The sequence below is a fragment of the Halomonas sp. TD01 genome, assembly GCF_923868895.1.
GTDB lineage: Bacteria > Pseudomonadota > Gammaproteobacteria > Pseudomonadales > Halomonadaceae > Vreelandella.
The window spans coordinates 1,233,088-1,248,967 of record NZ_OV350343.1; the positions used below are offsets into that span (position 1 = coordinate 1,233,088).

At 51.8% G+C, this 15,880-nt stretch carries 14 protein-coding genes; 10 read left to right on the top strand and 4 right to left on the bottom strand.

All coding sequences use genetic code 11. The features are described from left to right. The first annotated feature begins 35 nt into the window (after nt 1-35). The 4 genes from atpG to mgtE all read left to right on the top strand — a co-directional run bounded on the left by atpG (nt 36) and on the right by mgtE (nt 4,371). A complete protein-coding gene (gene atpG, locus L1X57_RS05845) occupies nt 36-923 on the top strand; it encodes a F0F1 ATP synthase subunit gamma (RefSeq protein ID WP_009723315.1) in 888 nt (295 codons plus the stop codon). 76 nt (nt 924-999) lie between these two features. Beyond that, nucleotides 1,000-2,379: a F0F1 ATP synthase subunit beta gene (gene atpD, locus L1X57_RS05850; protein ID WP_009723314.1), complete on the top strand. Its 1,380-nt coding sequence runs from the start codon at nt 1,000-1,002 to the stop codon at nt 2,377-2,379. A 24-nt stretch (nt 2,380-2,403) separates the two neighbouring features. Beyond that, nucleotides 2,404-2,832, top strand: coding sequence for a F0F1 ATP synthase subunit epsilon (locus tag L1X57_RS05855; protein ID WP_009723313.1), 429 nt, complete (start codon nt 2,404-2,406; stop codon nt 2,830-2,832). 156 nt (nt 2,833-2,988) lie between these two features. Beyond that, nucleotides 2,989-4,371, top strand: coding sequence for a magnesium transporter (gene mgtE / locus L1X57_RS05860; protein ID WP_009723312.1), 1,383 nt, complete (start codon nt 2,989-2,991; stop codon nt 4,369-4,371). Between the two features lie 5 nt (nt 4,372-4,376). Here mgtE and L1X57_RS05865 read toward each other — a convergent pair whose 3' ends face one another. After that, entirely contained in the window at nt 4,377-5,570 is a 1,194-nt protein-coding gene (locus tag L1X57_RS05865) for a cation diffusion facilitator family transporter (RefSeq protein ID WP_009723311.1), read from the bottom strand. A gap of 203 nt (nt 5,571-5,773) precedes the next feature. Between L1X57_RS05865 and L1X57_RS05870 the strand changes: the two genes are divergently transcribed. The 4 genes from L1X57_RS05870 (at nt 5,774) to nhaD (ending at nt 10,885) form a co-directional block, all read left to right on the top strand. Beyond that, complete coding sequence (locus L1X57_RS05870) at nt 5,774-6,574, top strand: undecaprenyl-diphosphate phosphatase (RefSeq protein WP_009723310.1); 801 nt, start codon at nt 5,774-5,776, stop codon at nt 6,572-6,574. A 73-nt stretch (nt 6,575-6,647) separates the two neighbouring features. After that, nucleotides 6,648-7,748 (top strand): FAD:protein FMN transferase, encoded by a 1,101-nt coding sequence (locus L1X57_RS05875; protein WP_009723309.1) that lies wholly within the window; start codon nt 6,648-6,650, stop codon nt 7,746-7,748. 19 nt (nt 7,749-7,767) lie between these two features. Beyond that, nucleotides 7,768-9,135 carry a bifunctional UDP-N-acetylglucosamine diphosphorylase/glucosamine-1-phosphate N-acetyltransferase GlmU gene (gene glmU, locus L1X57_RS05880; RefSeq protein WP_009723308.1) on the top strand — a complete coding sequence of 456 codons (1,368 nt, stop codon included), beginning with the start codon at nt 7,768-7,770 and terminating at the stop codon, nt 9,133-9,135. A 283-nt stretch (nt 9,136-9,418) separates the two neighbouring features. Beyond that, complete coding sequence (gene nhaD, locus L1X57_RS05885) at nt 9,419-10,885, top strand: sodium:proton antiporter NhaD (RefSeq protein ID WP_009723307.1); 1,467 nt, start codon at nt 9,419-9,421, stop codon at nt 10,883-10,885. A gap of 103 nt (nt 10,886-10,988) precedes the next feature. Here the strand turns inward: nhaD and L1X57_RS05890 are convergent, their stop codons facing one another. The 3 genes from L1X57_RS05890 to L1X57_RS05900 all read right to left on the bottom strand — a co-directional run bounded on the left by L1X57_RS05890 (nt 10,989) and on the right by L1X57_RS05900 (nt 13,806). Continuing rightward, a complete protein-coding gene (locus tag L1X57_RS05890; protein ID WP_009723306.1) occupies nt 10,989-11,606 on the bottom strand; it encodes a CBS domain-containing protein in 618 nt (205 codons plus the stop codon). 102 nt (nt 11,607-11,708) lie between these two features. Continuing rightward, entirely contained in the window at nt 11,709-13,121 is a 1,413-nt protein-coding gene (locus L1X57_RS05895; RefSeq protein WP_009723305.1) for an ATP-binding protein, read from the bottom strand. 25 nt (nt 13,122-13,146) lie between these two features. Beyond that, entirely contained in the window at nt 13,147-13,806 is a 660-nt protein-coding gene (locus tag L1X57_RS05900; protein ID WP_009723304.1) for a response regulator transcription factor, read from the bottom strand. 49 nt (nt 13,807-13,855) lie between these two features. Between L1X57_RS05900 and L1X57_RS05905 the strand changes: the two genes are divergently transcribed. Both L1X57_RS05905 and L1X57_RS05910 read left to right on the top strand, forming a co-directional pair. Continuing rightward, on the top strand, nt 13,856-14,770 hold the full coding sequence (locus tag L1X57_RS05905; RefSeq protein WP_009723303.1) for a GNAT family N-acetyltransferase: 915 nt from the start codon (nt 13,856-13,858) through the stop codon (nt 14,768-14,770). Nucleotides 14,771-14,993: 223 nt separating this feature from the next. Then, nucleotides 14,994-15,842, top strand: a complete 849-nt coding sequence (locus L1X57_RS05910; protein WP_039869068.1) for a c-type cytochrome — start codon at nt 14,994-14,996, stop codon at nt 15,840-15,842. Nucleotides 15,843-15,880: the final 38 nt, after the last annotated feature.

Consider the following 15,880-nt stretch of genomic DNA (forward strand, 5'->3'; position numbering starts at 1 on the left):
GCTTTCTGAGAGCCACGAACGAAGGGTAGATCGCTATGGCAGCTGCAAAAGAGATACGCACCCAGATCGGGAGCATTAAAAATACGCAGAAGATTACCAGCGCCATGGAAATGGTGGCTGCATCTAAAATGCGTAAAGCACAAGATCTGATGAAGGCTGGCCAGCCGTATGCCAAGCAGATTCGTAACGTGGTAGGTCACATTGCTGACGCAAACCCCGAATACAAGCACGACTACATGGTCGAGCGTAACGAGGTGAAGCGCGTTGGTTATATTGTGGTATCTACTGACCGCGGTCTGTGTGGCGGCTTAAACGTCAACCTGTTTAAGGCAGTGGTGAAAGATGCCATTGTCTGGAAACAGCAAGACGCCGAGCTAGACTTCTGTGCCCTCGGCTCTAAAGCCGGCGCCTTTTTCCGCAACTATGGAGGCAACCTGGTTGCTGCCAAGAGCGGATTGGGAGAATCGCCGTCTGTTGAGGGACTGATCGGTAGTGTCAAGGTCATGTTAGAAGCGTACGACGAAGGACGCCTTGACCGTTTATTTGTGGTGTATAACGAATTTGTTAACACCATGACGCAACGGCCAGTTGTACGTCAGCTTCTTCCGCTATCGTCCGATATGGGCGCAGACGCGAAGCATGACGAAGAAAACGCCCGTCCCGGAAGCTGGGACTACCTGTATGAACCGGATGCCAAGGCGTTGCTAGACAGCCTGTTGGTTCGATTCATCGAATCACAGGTGTATCAGGCGGTAGTCGAAAACGGTGCGTGCGAACAGGCCGCCCGAATGATCGCTATGAAGAGTGCCACTGATAACGCGGGCAACCTGATCGACGATCTGGAGATGGTGTACAACAAGGCCCGTCAGGCCGCCATCACCCAGGAAATTTCCGAGATCGTCGGCGGCGCTTCTGCCGTATAACGCCTAGGGAGCTAGCTATCGCAAAGATAGCTCCCGGCAGACAGGTTTCATTTGCAGGTTTTTGAGAGGAACCAAGATGAGCGGACGTATCGTACAAATCATCGGCGCGGTGATTGACGTAGAGTTTCCGCGGGACTCTGTGCCCAAGGTCTACGACGCGCTGAAGGTCTCTAATGCTGAGACCATCCTCGAAGTCCAGCAACAGCTGGGCGACGGCGTGGTGCGCACCATTGCCATGGGCTCTACTGAGGGCTTGAAACGTGGCTTGGACGTGACCAACACAGGTACCGCGATTTCCGTACCCGTCGGTAAGGAAACGCTAGGTCGCATCATGAACGTGCTCGGTGAGCCGATTGATGAAGCTGGCCCGATTGGCGAGCAAGAACGCATGCCAATCCACCGTAAAGCACCAAGCTACGCTGACCAAGCAGCTTCAAATGAGCTGTTGGAAACCGGTATCAAGGTTATCGACCTCGTTTGCCCGTTCGCTAAGGGCGGTAAAGTTGGTCTATTCGGCGGTGCGGGTGTTGGTAAAACCGTTAACATGATGGAGCTTATCCGCAACATCGCCACCGAACACAGCGGCTACTCTGTATTCGCCGGTGTAGGTGAGCGTACGCGTGAGGGTAACGACTTCTATCACGAAATGACTGAATCCAACGTTATCGACAAGGTATCGCTGGTTTATGGTCAGATGAATGAGCCGCCCGGCAACCGTTTACGTGTTGCGCTGACCGGTCTAACCATCGCTGAGAAATTCCGTGATGAAGGCCGCGACGTTCTGCTGTTCGTCGATAACATCTATCGCTACACCCTGGCCGGTACGGAAGTATCTGCACTGCTGGGTCGTATGCCGTCTGCGGTAGGTTATCAGCCAACGTTGGCTGAAGAGATGGGCGTTCTGCAGGAACGTATCACCTCTACTAAAACGGGCTCTATCACGTCTGTACAGGCCGTTTACGTACCTGCGGATGACTTGACTGACCCATCTCCAGCAACGACCTTCTCGCACTTGGACGCCACCGTTGTACTGGCACGTTCTATCGCGGAGCTTGGTATTTATCCTGCGATTGATCCGCTGGACTCTACCTCACGCCAGCTAGATCCGCTGGTCGTGGGTGAAGAGCACTACGATGTAGCCCGTGGCGTACAGAACGTTCTGCAGCGTTATAAAGAACTGAAGGATATCATCGCGATTTTGGGTATGGACGAGCTATCTGATGAAGATAAGCTGGCTGTATCTCGTGCGCGTAAAATCCAACGCTTCTTGTCGCAGCCGTTCTTCGTTGCAGAGGTGTTCACTGGTTCGCCCGGTAAGTATGTTTCTTTGAAAGATACGATTAGTGGCTTCCAGGGCATCCTCGCGGGTGAGTATGACGAGTTGCCGGAACAGGCCTTCTACATGGTCGGCTCCATCGACGAAGCTGTCGAAAAAGCCAACCAGATGAAGAAGTAATCCCGTCCATTAGGGGGATTCGCTATGGCGAATAGCTTCACTTGCAATATCGTCAGCGCTGAAGCATCTATCTTCTCAGGCAGTGTTGAGCAGGTAGTGGCTTCCGGGATTATGGGTGACCTCGGCATTTTGCCGGGTCACGCCCCGTTGCTGACTGAGCTTCAGCCGGGCCCGATCCGCGTGATCCACGATGGTGGCCAGGAAGAGAACTTCTTTGTCTCTGGTGGCTTCATGGAAGTTCAGCCAGATGTCGTGACAATCCTGGCTGACGCCGCTGCGCGTGCTAGCGACCTCGATGAGGCCGCTGCTGAAGAAGCGCGTCAGCAGGCGTTGAAAGCCTTTAATGAGAAGTCAGCGGAGCTGGATTATACCCGTGCTGCCGCTGAACTTGCCGAAGCCGTTGCACAGCTACGAACGATTCAGCAGCTGCGCAAAAAGGCGGGTAAAGGCTAAAAACACGCGCTAGCGTGAATAAAACGCTCCTTGAACCCGACAGGGTTTAAGGAGCGTTTTTTTTGTCTGGTACTATGAGAAAACGTATTCAGCGCCTGGACGCTCTTCTGTAACACCTCACCTGCACAATATGCGTCTGCACAAAGGGAGATAGCGATGTCATTGAACGATGAAACCTTGCAGGAACTAAAGTCTGAGCTGCTTGGCGAGCTGAACAAAGAGGAACCGAACAAAACCCTATTGGCAGAGCGTTTAGCCGAAATTCGCTCGGCAGATATTGGTGAGGTAATTGAAGAGCTAATCGAAGACCACGAAGAGCTTCCGGCAGCGCTTGCGATACTCGATATTCTTTCGACTGAGCGCGCCGCCAACGTTCTGGGCTATTTGCCAAGAGAGAGTCAGCTTGAAGTCGTCGGAGACCTGTCTGATACCCAGGTGCTTAAGCTCCTAGAAGAGATGGGGTCTGATGAACGTGCGGATTTGTTTAATCTGCTTGGTGAGGACCGCCGTGAAGCGTTGTTGCGTCGTATGGCTCACCAAGAGCGTGAAGATCTTAAACGCCTAGCAAGCTACGAAGAAGGTACAGCAGGCGCCATCATGACCTCTGACTATGTCGCCATAGCCAGTGGCATGACGGTGTCTCAAGCCATGATGCGGGTTCGCCAAACGGCCCCAGATGCGGAAACGGTGTATCAGCTTTATGTGTTAGACAGTGATGGCCAGTTAATAGGGACTATGTCGCTGCGCCAACTGATGGTGGCCCGCCCTGGGGCGTTAGTTGATGACATCATGATTAAAGATGTTATCAGCACACCGGTCGATAAAGAGCAGGAAGAGGTGGCGCGAATTGTGGCCCGCTACGACTTGCTGGCATTGCCTGTACTGGACGCTGATGGCCGTATGGTAGGCATCGTCACCCACGATGACGCTATGGACGTTGCCGAGTCGGAAGCTACCGAGGATATCCACAAGGGGATGTCTATCGGTCAGTTGGAAGATGGCGTTAGCCGAGTGCCGCTGTGGAGCCTCTACCGCAAGCGTGTTACCTGGCTAGTGCTGTTGGTATTTGCCAATCTTTTTTCAGGCGCTGGAATTGCCTACTTTGAGGACACGATTGCCGCCCAAGTCGCGCTTGTGTTTTTCCTGCCATTGTTAATCGGTAGTGGAGGTAATGCGGGAGCTCAGGCAGCTACGTTGATGGTACGCGGTATGGCGACTGGCGATATTGGTGTGAAAGACTGGAGTAAGATGCTAGGCCGTGAACTTCTGGTAGCGGGCTCGCTTGGCATCACTATGGCAATTGCAGTAGCACCTATAGGGATTTTTCGTGGCGGAGAAGCAGTCGCCATCATCGTGGCGTTAAGCATGGTGACTATTGTTCTGTTTGGTAGCATGATCGGTATGTGCCTACCGTTTGTACTAGAGCGCTTTAAGGTTGACCCTGCCACTGCCTCTGCCCCGTTGGTAACAACGTTAATTGATGCGACAGGGGTATTAATTTATTTCAGCATTGCGACTGTTGTACTCGGCAGCGTGTAACGCGGTTAACGCATCGCACTGCTGGCTGCGCGGGTAATAAACATCACTTCCACGTGGCCCAGCCACTCAATATCACTGGCCAGCGCTTTTAATTGGCTGGCTAAGCACTGAGGTGGCTGGTGTACTGAATCGCCAATAATAAGCGATACCGATACTTTATCGTCTAGATAGTGCAGTTGCAGCTCGGTTAACGTGCGCCAAACCGGATGCATATACCAGCGTTCATTTAGCGTGGCTTCTACTTCGGGTCGCAGTGGAAGGCCGGGGAGGCGGCTAGGGTCGCCTTCTCCAGCATCATCTTCAGGATCAACGTGAAAAATAACATCAGTGAGCAACGGAAACTCATGTCGCAAACGCCGGCTCACTTCGTTACCGATTTCATGAGCTTCTGACACGGTGATTTTTGGCCCAACCACCACATGTAAATCGACCATGACCCAGCCTGCAGACTGGCGAGTACGTAAGTCATGGACACTGTCTACCCCTGGAACGCTTCGAGCAACATCGTACATTTGCTGTTGAACGCTTTCAGGTAGCGCGGTATCGACGAGTTCCCTCGCTGACTCCCAAAGTAAATCCCAACCTACTTTGCCAACCAATAAACCAACGATGATAGCGGCAACAGCGTCTAGCCAGCCAAAACCAAACTGCGCGCCAATTAATGCGACCAGTACCACCGCGGTGGAAAGTGCATCGCTGCGGGAATGCCAAGCGTTTGCTTCTAATAGCTTAGATTTAACGCGTTTAGCAACGCGCATGGTATAGCGAAAAATCCACTCTTTACTGAATAGGGCGATGATTGTAATAACAATAGCGACCATGCCAGGAGCGTTGACTTCAGCACCACTAAACAATCGATCTAGGCTAGACCAGGCGATACCACCCGCCACAAAGATCAGGACACTACCTAGCAGTAACGTGGTTAAGGTTTCGATTCGGCCATGACCATAATGATGATCATCGTCTGGTTCCTGGCGGCCGTAGTGAATAGCGGCTAGCACAAAACCATCAGTCACAAGATCTGAAAGTGAATGGATACCATCGGCAATCAGCGCCGCAGAGCCCACCCAAAAGCCAACCACGACTTTAACAGTGCTCAACAAGCCATCTAGCCAGGCGCCAACGTAAGTAACGCGCTTGGCCTCTCGGCTATCTAGCTCATGCTTGGGAACCACTGGCGATTCTACGGTCTGAGTCATGAGGGACCTTACTGGGGCACACACTTCCAATAGATGGCTATTGTAGCGCACAGTGACCCTAGCTCTATACCTTCTTGTGAATTTGCTCGTATGCTGGGTGCGGACAATGAATTAAGGGATGTGTATCCTTAGCGCCATTGCAGGCGCATGAATGTCACCAAGCACATGAATGTCGTTAATAATAGTTAAACACAGGATAACCCATGGATTGGTTACAGGTAGTTGTGTTAGCGGTAGTTCAAGGGCTTACAGAATTTTTACCTATATCGAGCTCGGCCCACCTTATATTGGTACCTGTTTTGACCGCCTGGGAAGATCAGGGCCTTGCCTTTGACGTGGCTCTGCATCTTGGCAGTTTAAGCGCTGTTGTGATCTATTTTCGTTACGAAATAGGCAGAATGATCGCTAGCAGCTTGACCGCACTTCGGGGCCAAGAGGTTAACGATGATGCCATGTTGGCGTTTTGGGTCGTTATTGCCACGTTGCCAGTGTGTATCGTCGGTTTTTTGCTTCACGATGTGATCTCAGGTTATATGCGTTCTACGCTGATCATTGGTATCAGTTTGATTGTTTTTGGTCTGCTACTTGGTTACGCAGACTGGAAAAAACGTGGCGCTCGTAGCGAATACCAGATGACGTTAAAAGATGTGCTCATCATCGGTGGCGCTCAAGTATTGGCACTCATTCCTGGCACATCGCGCTCAGGTATCACCATTACGGCGGCATTAATGGTGGGTATGAGTAGAGAAGGCGCAGCACGGTTTTCATTTCTACTGTCAATTCCCGTCATTGTTTTGGCGGGTGGCCTTGAGGCAATAAACTTACTGAAAGACCCTCAGCTTATCGATATACCGGCCATGCTAGTAGGTACCCTACTCTCAGGCATTAGCGCCTATGTGTGTATCCACTACTTCCTGGTTGTGATTAAAAAGCTAGGCATGCAGCCATTTGTGGTATATCGGGTGCTGTTTGGGGCTTGGTTGCTTTGGTTTTTTCACTACTAGATTTTTCTAGGTTATTTTATTTTTAGGGGTTTTCCATTTTTAACCCAGCGCGTTTTATTCAAGGAAAAATAAAATGAAGGTTAATTCTCGGTTGTTAAAATGTTCGGGATTATTGCTCATTGCTGCTGGGGCTTTACTAGGGTGTTCAGAAAATGATCGGCCGTTGGATTCCCCTGTTCGCTTTGAGGGCGGTATTTTTGGGACATTTTATCAAGTCACCATTGCGGACCCGCTAACTCAAGGTGAGGCAAATGCGCTGGAAGAAGGTTTTCTAGCGGAGCTAAACGACGTTGATCAAGCAATGTCGACGTACCGCGATGATGCTGAGCTTGTGGCCTTTAATGATGCCCCTCTTAATGAATGGCAACCGCTTTCTAATGCGCTAATTGAAGTGCTTGCGATTAGCCATTCGGTATCAGAAGCAAGTAACGGCGCGTTTGATATTACCGTTGGCGATGTGGTTAATTTATGGAGTTTTGGCCCCGAAGCGCGCCCTGAAGAAGTGCCTTCAGACGCTGAACTAAGCGAACGCATGGCTACGATTGGCTATGATGCAGTTGATATTGATACTCAGCTTATGCAAGCGCGGCGCTCTCGCGATGTGTTTGCTGATTTGTCGGGTGTGGCTAAGGGGCACGGCACTGACCGTGTTGGGGCATATCTTGATCAGCAGGGGATTGAAAACTACCTCGTCAATATTGGTGGTGAATTAATTGCCCGTGGATACCGTGAGCTGGAAGAGCAAACCCTGTGGCGTGTTGGGATTGAGGTGCCACATAACGGTGTGCCAGAGGCGCAGCACGTTATTCCTCTTGAAAATATGTCGGTCGCGACGTCAGGGGATTATCGCAACTATTTTGAAGTAGATGGCGAGCGCTTCTCTCATACTATCGATCCTCGCACTGGTCGACCGGTTAAGCATCAGTTAGCGTCCGTATCAGTTTTTCACCCCTCTAATGCATGGGCAGACGCTTGGTCTACGGCTATTTCGGTAGCGGGTAGCGAAGAAGGGATGCTGATGGCAATTGAAAATAACCTCAATGTGTTGATGTTAGTTAAAGAGAATGATCATTGGCGAAGCCTAGCCAGTCCCGCCTTCATGGAATACTTCGATGAAGCGCTCATTGATGAGCTGGGTATTGAAGCCTGGGAAGCTCCCGCCGCCAACCGCTAAACCGTTACAGGTGAATAATATGCAAGACCTTGATGTCGTTATCCTTGCCGCTGGAAAAGGCACCCGTATGCGCTCACAAACACCAAAAGTGCTGCATACGCTGGCAGGAAAATCCATGGTGCAGCATGTGTTAGATACTGCTAGTGGGCTTACTCCTACTCGTATGCATGTTGTGATTGGCCATGGTGCAGATCAACTGCGTGAAGCGCTGGCAGAGAGCGCGGTATCGTTTGCTGTTCAGGAAGAGCAGAAGGGTACTGGTCATGCGGTTGCTCAAGCGCAGCCTCAGTTAGGTAACGGTAACGTATTGGTGCTGTACGGCGATGTTCCTATGATTCGCCGCGAGTCACTGACAGCACTACTCAGCCAGGTTGATGAGCAGCACATGGGCCTGCTAACCGTTACGTTGGAGGACCCTTCTGGTTACGGGCGTATTGTTCGCAATGATGAAGGTGAGGCAGTGGCTATTATTGAACAAAAAGACGCCAGCGCCGACCAGCTTGCCATTACTGAGTGCAATACCGGCATTATGGCGATGACCAGCGCTCAGCTTAAACGTTGGCTGCCGCAGCTTTCTGCTGAAAATGCCCAGGGCGAGTATTATTTAACTGATGTGATTGCGATGGCGGCAAACGAAGGCATCAAAGTGTGTACTGCCCAACCAGCCAGCGCGGTAGAAGTCGAAGGAGTGAATAACCGTTCACAAATGGCCCGTTTAGAACGCGCTTATCAACTGCAGCAAGCTGAGGCTTTAATGGCTCAAGGCGTTGCATTGGCCGACCCGGCAAGAATTGATATACGCGGTAAGCTCACCTGTGGCCATGATGTGTTTATCGACGTGGGCTGTGTATTTGAAGGCGATGTAGAGCTGGGTGAAGGGGTACGAGTCGGCCCTTACTGCGTGATTAAAAATAGTACGATTGGCGCTGAGAGCGTTATCGACAGCCACAGTGTGATCGACACAACCGTTGCTGCTGGATTGAACCAAGTTGGCCCCTTTGCACGACTTCGCCCCGGCACACGTCTGGCAGTTAAAGCTAAGGTAGGTAATTTTGTTGAAACCAAAAATGCTGATGTCGGTGAAGGAAGTAAAATCAACCACTTAAGCTATGTAGGCGATGCGCGCTTAGGTCGTGATGTGAATGTTGGTGCGGGTACAATTACCTGTAACTATGATGGCGCGAATAAACACCGTACAGAAATTGGTGACAATGCGTTTATTGGTTCGAATAGTGCGCTAGTAGCACCAGTGACGATAGGTAAAGGTGCCACGATTGGTGCAGGTTCTACCATTGCGAAAGACGTGGCAGAACACGCGTTGGCGGTTACTCGCAGCAGTCAGCTAGAAAAGTTAGGTTGGCCGCGCCCCGTTAAAAAAGCTAAGTAAGTTGAGATTCATTGTTGTTAGGTTCTAACAGCGATTTAAACCCTAATGAGAAATTGTTATGTGGGGTCTAAAACGGCACTGATGTAGATCTGCCTCGTCTCTTGGCTAAGCGCGTTATGGCTGAGAAATCCTTCGACTGAAATAAATTTTCCTGGCGCTATAAAACGGCTTTACAAGATGCGGCAAATGGCCGCATCTTTAGCGCGATCACTGCGTTGCAGCACTTAATTAGTGTGCTTATCATCGTGGCGGTCTTTCCCAACCCTGCCAGGATCACTTCACTATGAAACCACCTAACGTCCTTGCAATGCGGCAGTCTACTTGCCGGTTTGCTTGGTTGTTGATCGCGCTTTGTCTGTTTGCTTTTCCCTCTCTCTCCTATGCCGCTTCTGGCCCTTTAGATCTTACCGCTTCGTTTGCTGGTATCGCTTCTGTTGTCATCTTCGTTCTTGCCTATGCCTTGGTAATGAGCGAAGAGCTGATTCACATGCGCAAATCCAAACCTGTACTGGTGGCTGCTGGGCTTATCTGGGCGCTAGTGGCGTGGGTCTATGTACAGGCGGGCATGCCGCAAGAAGCGGAAGCGGCGTTTAAAGAAACGCTGCTTGAGTACACCGAGTTGTTACTGTTCTTACTGGTGGCAATGACCTACATCAACGCTATGGAAGAGCGCCGCATCTTTGATGCCCTGCGGGCATGGCTTGTGCGTAAAGGCTTTAGTTATCGCAGCCTGTTTTGGATCACTGGCTGTCTCGCCTTCGGTATTTCTGCCATTGCCAACAACATGACTACGGCGATGCTAATGTGCGCAGTTGTGTTGAAAGTGGCCGAAGGCGATAAAAAGTTTATTAGTCTGTGCTGTGTCAACGTGGTGGTAGCATCAAACGCAGGCGGCGCGTTCAGCCCGTTTGGCGATATCACCACGTTGATGGTGTGGCAGGCAGGTCAGGTGCCGTTTGGCGGCTTCTTTGCGCTATTGGTACCTGCCATTGTCAATTTTATCGTGCCGTCGGTGATTATGAATTTCTTCATCGTCAATAGACAGCCTGCAGCGCTTACCGAAAACGTCTGGTTAAAGCGTGGTTCGCGCCGCATTATCGCGCTGTTTTTGGTGACTGTCGCTATTTCAGTATTGTGCCACTCTGTGCTTTATCTACCGCCTGCGATGGGGATGATGTTTGGCCTTGGCCTGCTGCAGTTCTTTGGCTATTACCTGCGCCGCAGTCTACCGCGCTCGTTGGAGCGCAAGCGTGAGCGTTACTCTCGTCGTGGCGACTGGAAGAAGCTTGAACAACTGGGAAGCGTCGTGCCTTTTGATATCTTCAGCCGTATTGCCCGCTCAGAGTGGGATACGCTGTTATTCTTCTACGGGGTCGTGATGTGTGTTGGCGGCCTGGGTTTCATGGGCTATTTAAGTCTATTGTCAGAAACCCTTTATGGTAGCTGGAACCCTGTGTGGGCCAATGTCGTCTTGGGGCTGATTTCGGCGGTGGTCGATAACATTCCGGTCATGTTTGCGGTGCTTTCCATGGCGCCAGATATGTCGCAAGGCAATTGGCTGCTGATTACATTGACCGCTGGTGTCGGTGGTAGCTTGCTTTCGATGGGGTCTGCGGCGGGGGTTGCCTTAATGGGTCAAGCACGGGGAATTTATACCTTTGCGGGCCACTTACGCTGGGCACCTGCTATTTTACTGGGCTATGCCGCCAGCATTATGGCTCATCTGTGGATTAACGCAGCGCTGTTTTAAATGAGCTGCCAATTCAGATAGGCAAAACAAAACGCCCCTTATCAATTGATAAGGGGCGTTTTGGTAAATGCTAACGGTAGAGTTGGCTAGTTTTTCTTCAAGATTATAAATCGTGCCCGGTAATGACTTTGCAAATATCTGCAAAGCTACTGGCGGTAGGCACGGCTGACGAGGCGACTTTCATCGTGGTTTTATTGCCCATGGCATGTTGTATATCGGTGGCAGAAATAATACCGCGTACGCTTAATGGTTGATTTTGTTTATGTTCAGTAATTAACAAGTGCTGTTCTGTAAAACGCTCCATGGAAAGTACAAGGTCTTCAATCGTTAATGAATTAAGTTGCTCAAATGGCATCGCACTGAGTTTTTGCCAGGGCGTCATAATCATGTCGGCTGTGATTTCTGTTCGGCCAAGGCTTCGCTGCTGCATCGCCAAGTTGATGCGCCGTGTTCCGATAACTTCTTTGGCGGTGAGTACGCCAATGCAGTGGTTTGCCTTGTCGAGAACAAACAATAGGCGAATGCCACTGTGGCGCATTTTTAAATGGGCATCGTCGATGGGCGTATCAGCGGCTACCGACTGAGGCATGACCTGGGTAAAATCCGTCAGCACCGATAACGCGGAGCTTTCAGGTGTTAACTGTTTTGCTGTTGGCGTAATGAGCAGTGGTGTTTCACCAAACTGGATAAGTGGTTTGGGGGAGTGGACGAGCATATTCATTCAGGGAATCTCCGTTATGTGAATAGACAGGTCGTTAACGGCTTTGCCTGTCTTGTACCTTCACACTTGCACGGAATTCTTATGGGAATCTTAACAGACTCCTTATGACCGATTATTTTGTGGCTGGCGTTGTGATAGGGCGTTCCTGGTAAACGTTGCTCGCACGCGAAGCCCACCGCTGGGGGCATCATCAAGTTGTAAGGCGCCTTGATGGCGTTTAACCAAGCGTTCGACGATGGATAGCCCCAACCCCGCGCCAGCACCCGGCCCTGCACGCTGGAAGCGTTCCATCACCCGACTGCGTTGCGCCGCGGGAATACCTGGCCCTTGATCATCAACAGTGACGATGACGCCTTTCGCCGAGGTCTCAAGCGTGACCGTGATGGTGCCTTGCGCAGGTGAGTGTTGAATGGCGTTACCCACTAGATTTTGCACTAGTGCCTCAATCGCACCGGGTTCCTCTTCTATTTGCCAATTAGCCGAGTCGTCTGCCTCTAATAACAACTGCTGGCGTTGTTCTGCGGCAAGTGGCGCAAGTTTTGCCAAGGTTTCGCGGGTTTCATGCAATAGATTGGAGCGCCGATACTCTGGTAACGGTTCTTCTTCGGGGTCTAGGCGTGCCAGCGTTAATAGCTGAGAGACTAGACGCGTTGATCGGGCCACTCCGCTGCGTAAGTGGTGCAGTGCTTCCTCTCGGTCATCGGTGTTATCAGCAGTAAGTGCATTTTGCGCATGCAAATCAAGTACCGCCAAAGGGGTGCGTAGCTCGTGGGCCGCATCGGCAATGAAACGCTTTTCGCGAATACGCAGTTGGCGGAGCCGTTCCAGCAACCGGTTTATGGCGCCAGAAATGGTCTCCAGTTCCTGGGGAAGCGGATGAAGTGTCAGAGGCTTTAGGTGATGGGGGTCGCGGGCACGGATTTGCTCTGCCATCCGCGATAAGGGGGCGAGCCCCCAGCCAATCGACCACCACAGTAATAGTGTCAGTAACGGTAGGCCAATAAGATCAGGTAATAAGGTGCGCAGTGCCACTGCGCTGATCAGTTCACCACGAACGTCCTCTCGTTCGCCCACCACTACGCGTTTGTCTGTGCTTGTTATTTCCAGGACGTAAACGCGCCAGTCATGTTGATTCACCGTAAGCGTTGAATAACCCGGTGGTTGCTGGTTCAGCGGCGTTTCGGGGGCGCTGGCGGAGCGCAGCAGAAGGCGATCGCCTTCCCAAAGCTGAAATGCCAGCTTGCTTTCATAGCGATGGCCTGCCAAGCGGTTATCGGATTGCTCGGCACGTAGCAGAGCACCTTCCACGCTATTTAATAAAAGTGCACGGTCGCTATCAGGCAGTGGTGCCTGTAGTAGACCTTCTAGCAAACGGGCATTTTGTGCCAGGCTAGCGTCATGAAGCTCTTCAATTTCATGGGCGGCATAGCGATAGCTAATAAAGCCAATCACTAGCATGCTCGCACCAAACACAAGCAACGCAAGCCCCAGGGTGCGCTGGCGAATAGAACTCATAGGTTTGCCTTGTGCAACTTAATCATTACGATTTATCCATTACATAGCCAATCCCTCTCACGGTTCGGATAACCTCAGGAAATAGCTTTCGCCGCAAATGATGGATGTGCACTTCGATAGCGTTACTTTCGACATCTTCCTCCCAGCCGTACACTAATCGCGTTAAGGTATCGCGGGTGAACACACGGCCTGGGTGGCTCATAAATTCCTGCAGTAACGTTAGCTCACGGCGCGAAAGCGTGATCACTTGATGTTGATAACTCACCTGTAATGTCTGAGGGTCCAGGCTAATTCCCCGGCAGGTGAGCAAGCCGCTGGTTTGCCCTTGGCTGCGGCGCAATAAAGCACGCAGACGCGCTTTTAATTCTGCTACTTCGAAGGGTTTGGTTAGGTAGTCGTCGGCACCCGCATCCAATCCTTCAATACGGTTATCCACCGCATCGCGGGCGGTCAGAACCAAAATAGGCAGTTGGCTGCCATGCCGACGAATAGCGCGAAGTACTTCCATTCCATCGATCGTTGGCAAGCCAAGATCCAGGATGACCGCATCAAAAGGTTCATTTTTAAGCGCATGAAGAGCGTTATCACCATCGGCTAAATGATCTACCGTATAGTGCTCTGGTTTCAGCGCCATACGAATCCCCGATGCCAAGCTTGGGTCGTCTTCAACCAGTAAAATGCGCATATCGACGGATGACTCCTTTCATTCACGGCGGGCTACTCAGGAACGTAACATGACACGTCATTCTTCTTTCGGCCACCGCTCCTTAGCCTACACAGTAATGCAGTGCCCACCTGAACAACGGCGTGAAGCATTACTCCATTTGGCTGCCGTGCATGACCCTGCGCAACAACCTGCATTGCAGCATGCTTTGTCAACGGTAAAAGCTGGCCCTGACACTGTTTGGCAGGGCCTTTGGATAGCAACCCAAGCGGGCCATATCGAAGCTGCCGCCTGGGTACAGCCATTGGCTAATCAAATGGCACAGCTTTGGCTACCCAGGCAACATAATTCAGCAGCCGATGCGCTGTTGAAAGCCTTACAGGGCTGGGTAAGTAAGCAGCCGATTGCGCTATGCCATGTGGCGCTACACGACGATGCAGGCAACTGGGAAACGACGTTAGTGGCCCACGGCATGCGAGCACTTGCCTCCCTGGAGCACCTTGTGTGGCAGTGCCAAGTCGGACAATCGCACGCTAACCCGCTAACGCTACGTTCCTTCGCTGAGCTGGCTCCCACCCAGCAGCGGACGCTGGTGGCGAAGGTAAGCGAAGGCTCGTTAGATTGCCCTGGGCTTCGCGAAGTGCTCACCATTGACGCGTTGCTGGCCGGTTTTTATGACCAAGCACCGAATGCGCCAGACCATTGGTATCAGCTACAGCATCAGGGGGAAGTAGTCGGTGTACTATTGCTTGCTCCTAACCATGTTACTCAGCGCTGGTCATTGCAGTTGATGGGGCTGTTGCCTGAGTGGCGCGGCGAGGGAAGGGGCAAGGATATTATTCAACAAGCGCAGTCGTTGGTTAGCAAGGCGGGAGCCCGTGACATCACGCTCACCGTCGATACGCAAAATATCCCCGCAAAGCGTGTATATGCTCAGGCAGGGTTTACGCGTTATGCTCAGCAGCGTTTACTGGCTTGGTGTTAATCAGGCGATCGTTGGCACCGTTTTTAAACCGCTGAATAAAGCACAGAGTACGGCATAGGTTGAATTGCCGCGCTTAGTAGCATTTTCTTACGCTTGGCGTTCTCGGTATACTAATGCGATATGCACGTCTTGGCGTCTCGGTTGCCGAAGGTTGATGATGTCGCTGCCGCGCGCAGGGGTTAAGCACAAAACGTTTTATGACAAAACTCAAGAGGTGGTGAGAGTGAAATCTAAGCTGATCATGAGCGGGCTGGCGGCCCTAGGCGTCATGGCAGGCACATCCGGTGCTTATGCCCAAGACGCAGCACGTGACGCAATCGCTGAGCGCCTAGCGCCGGTAGGTCAACTCTGTTTGCAAGGCCAAGACTGTGGTACCGCAGCAGCACCGGCCGCCGCTAGTAGCGGCGGCGGCGGTGAGATTGATGGCGCGGGTATCTATAACAATATCTGTATGGCGTGCCACGAAACCGGCGCTGCTGGCGCTCCGGTTCGTGGCGACGAAGCCGCTTGGTCTGAGCGTACCGAGCAAGGCTTCGCGACATTGCTAGACCACTCGATTAACGGTATTGGTGCGATGCCTGCTCGTGGCGGCAACCCCAACCTGTCAGATGAAGAGATGGAAGCGGCGACAGCGTATTTAGTAGAACCAGTGATGGAAGTGCCAGAACTGGGCGGTGGCGAAGAAGCGGCTGCGGAGGCAACTGAAGAGAGCGCTAGCGACGATATGGCCGCGGCAGATGATGCCAGTGCTGACGAAGCCACCGCAGATGCTGCGGCCAGCGAAGAAGAAGCGGTCGCCAGTGAAGAAGAAGCTTCCAGCGGTGGCAACGGTTTAGATGGCGAAGCGCTTTATGCCAGTGCTGGTTGTGTGGCTTGCCACGCAGCAGGCGTTGCCGGTGCCCCTTTGATTGGCGATGCTGACGCTTGGGCGCCACGCCTTGAGCAGGGTGTCGATGCACTTTACCAAAGCGTGTTTAACGGTAAAGGCGTGATGCCACCGCGTGGTGGTAGCAGTGCTTCTGACGAAGAGATTATGGCCGTTGTAGACTACATGGTGTCAGAAGTGCAATAAGCAGTTTTGCGATAATCGATGTGTAATCTATCCACAGG

Bases quoted from the DNA above. Each gene is read 5' to 3' on its own strand.
- L1X57_RS05870 (WP_009723310.1), top strand. From the start codon at position 5,774: ATGGATTGGTTACAGGTAGTTGTGTTAGCGGTAGTTCAAGGGCTTACA.
- glmU (WP_009723308.1), top strand. From the start codon at position 7,768: ATGCAAGACCTTGATGTCGTTATCCTTGCCGCTGGAAAAGGCACCCGT.
- L1X57_RS05900 (WP_009723304.1), bottom strand. From the start codon at position 13,806: ATGCGCATTTTACTGGTTGAAGACGACCCAAGCTTGGCATCGGGGATT.
- mgtE (WP_009723312.1), top strand. From the start codon at position 2,989: ATGTCATTGAACGATGAAACCTTGCAGGAACTAAAGTCTGAGCTGCTT.
- nhaD (WP_009723307.1), top strand. From the start codon at position 9,419: ATGAAACCACCTAACGTCCTTGCAATGCGGCAGTCTACTTGCCGGTTT.
- L1X57_RS05905 (WP_009723303.1), top strand. From the start codon at position 13,856: ATGACACGTCATTCTTCTTTCGGCCACCGCTCCTTAGCCTACACAGTA.
- atpG (WP_009723315.1), top strand. From the start codon at position 36: ATGGCAGCTGCAAAAGAGATACGCACCCAGATCGGGAGCATTAAAAAT.
- L1X57_RS05895 (WP_009723305.1), bottom strand. From the start codon at position 13,121: ATGAGTTCTATTCGCCAGCGCACCCTGGGGCTTGCGTTGCTTGTGTTT.
- L1X57_RS05855 (WP_009723313.1), top strand. From the start codon at position 2,404: ATGGCGAATAGCTTCACTTGCAATATCGTCAGCGCTGAAGCATCTATC.
- L1X57_RS05865 (WP_009723311.1), bottom strand. From the start codon at position 5,570: ATGACTCAGACCGTAGAATCGCCAGTGGTTCCCAAGCATGAGCTAGAT.
- L1X57_RS05875 (WP_009723309.1), top strand. From the start codon at position 6,648: ATGAAGGTTAATTCTCGGTTGTTAAAATGTTCGGGATTATTGCTCATT.
- atpD (WP_009723314.1), top strand. From the start codon at position 1,000: ATGAGCGGACGTATCGTACAAATCATCGGCGCGGTGATTGACGTAGAG.
- L1X57_RS05890 (WP_009723306.1), bottom strand. From the start codon at position 11,606: ATGAATATGCTCGTCCACTCCCCCAAACCACTTATCCAGTTTGGTGAA.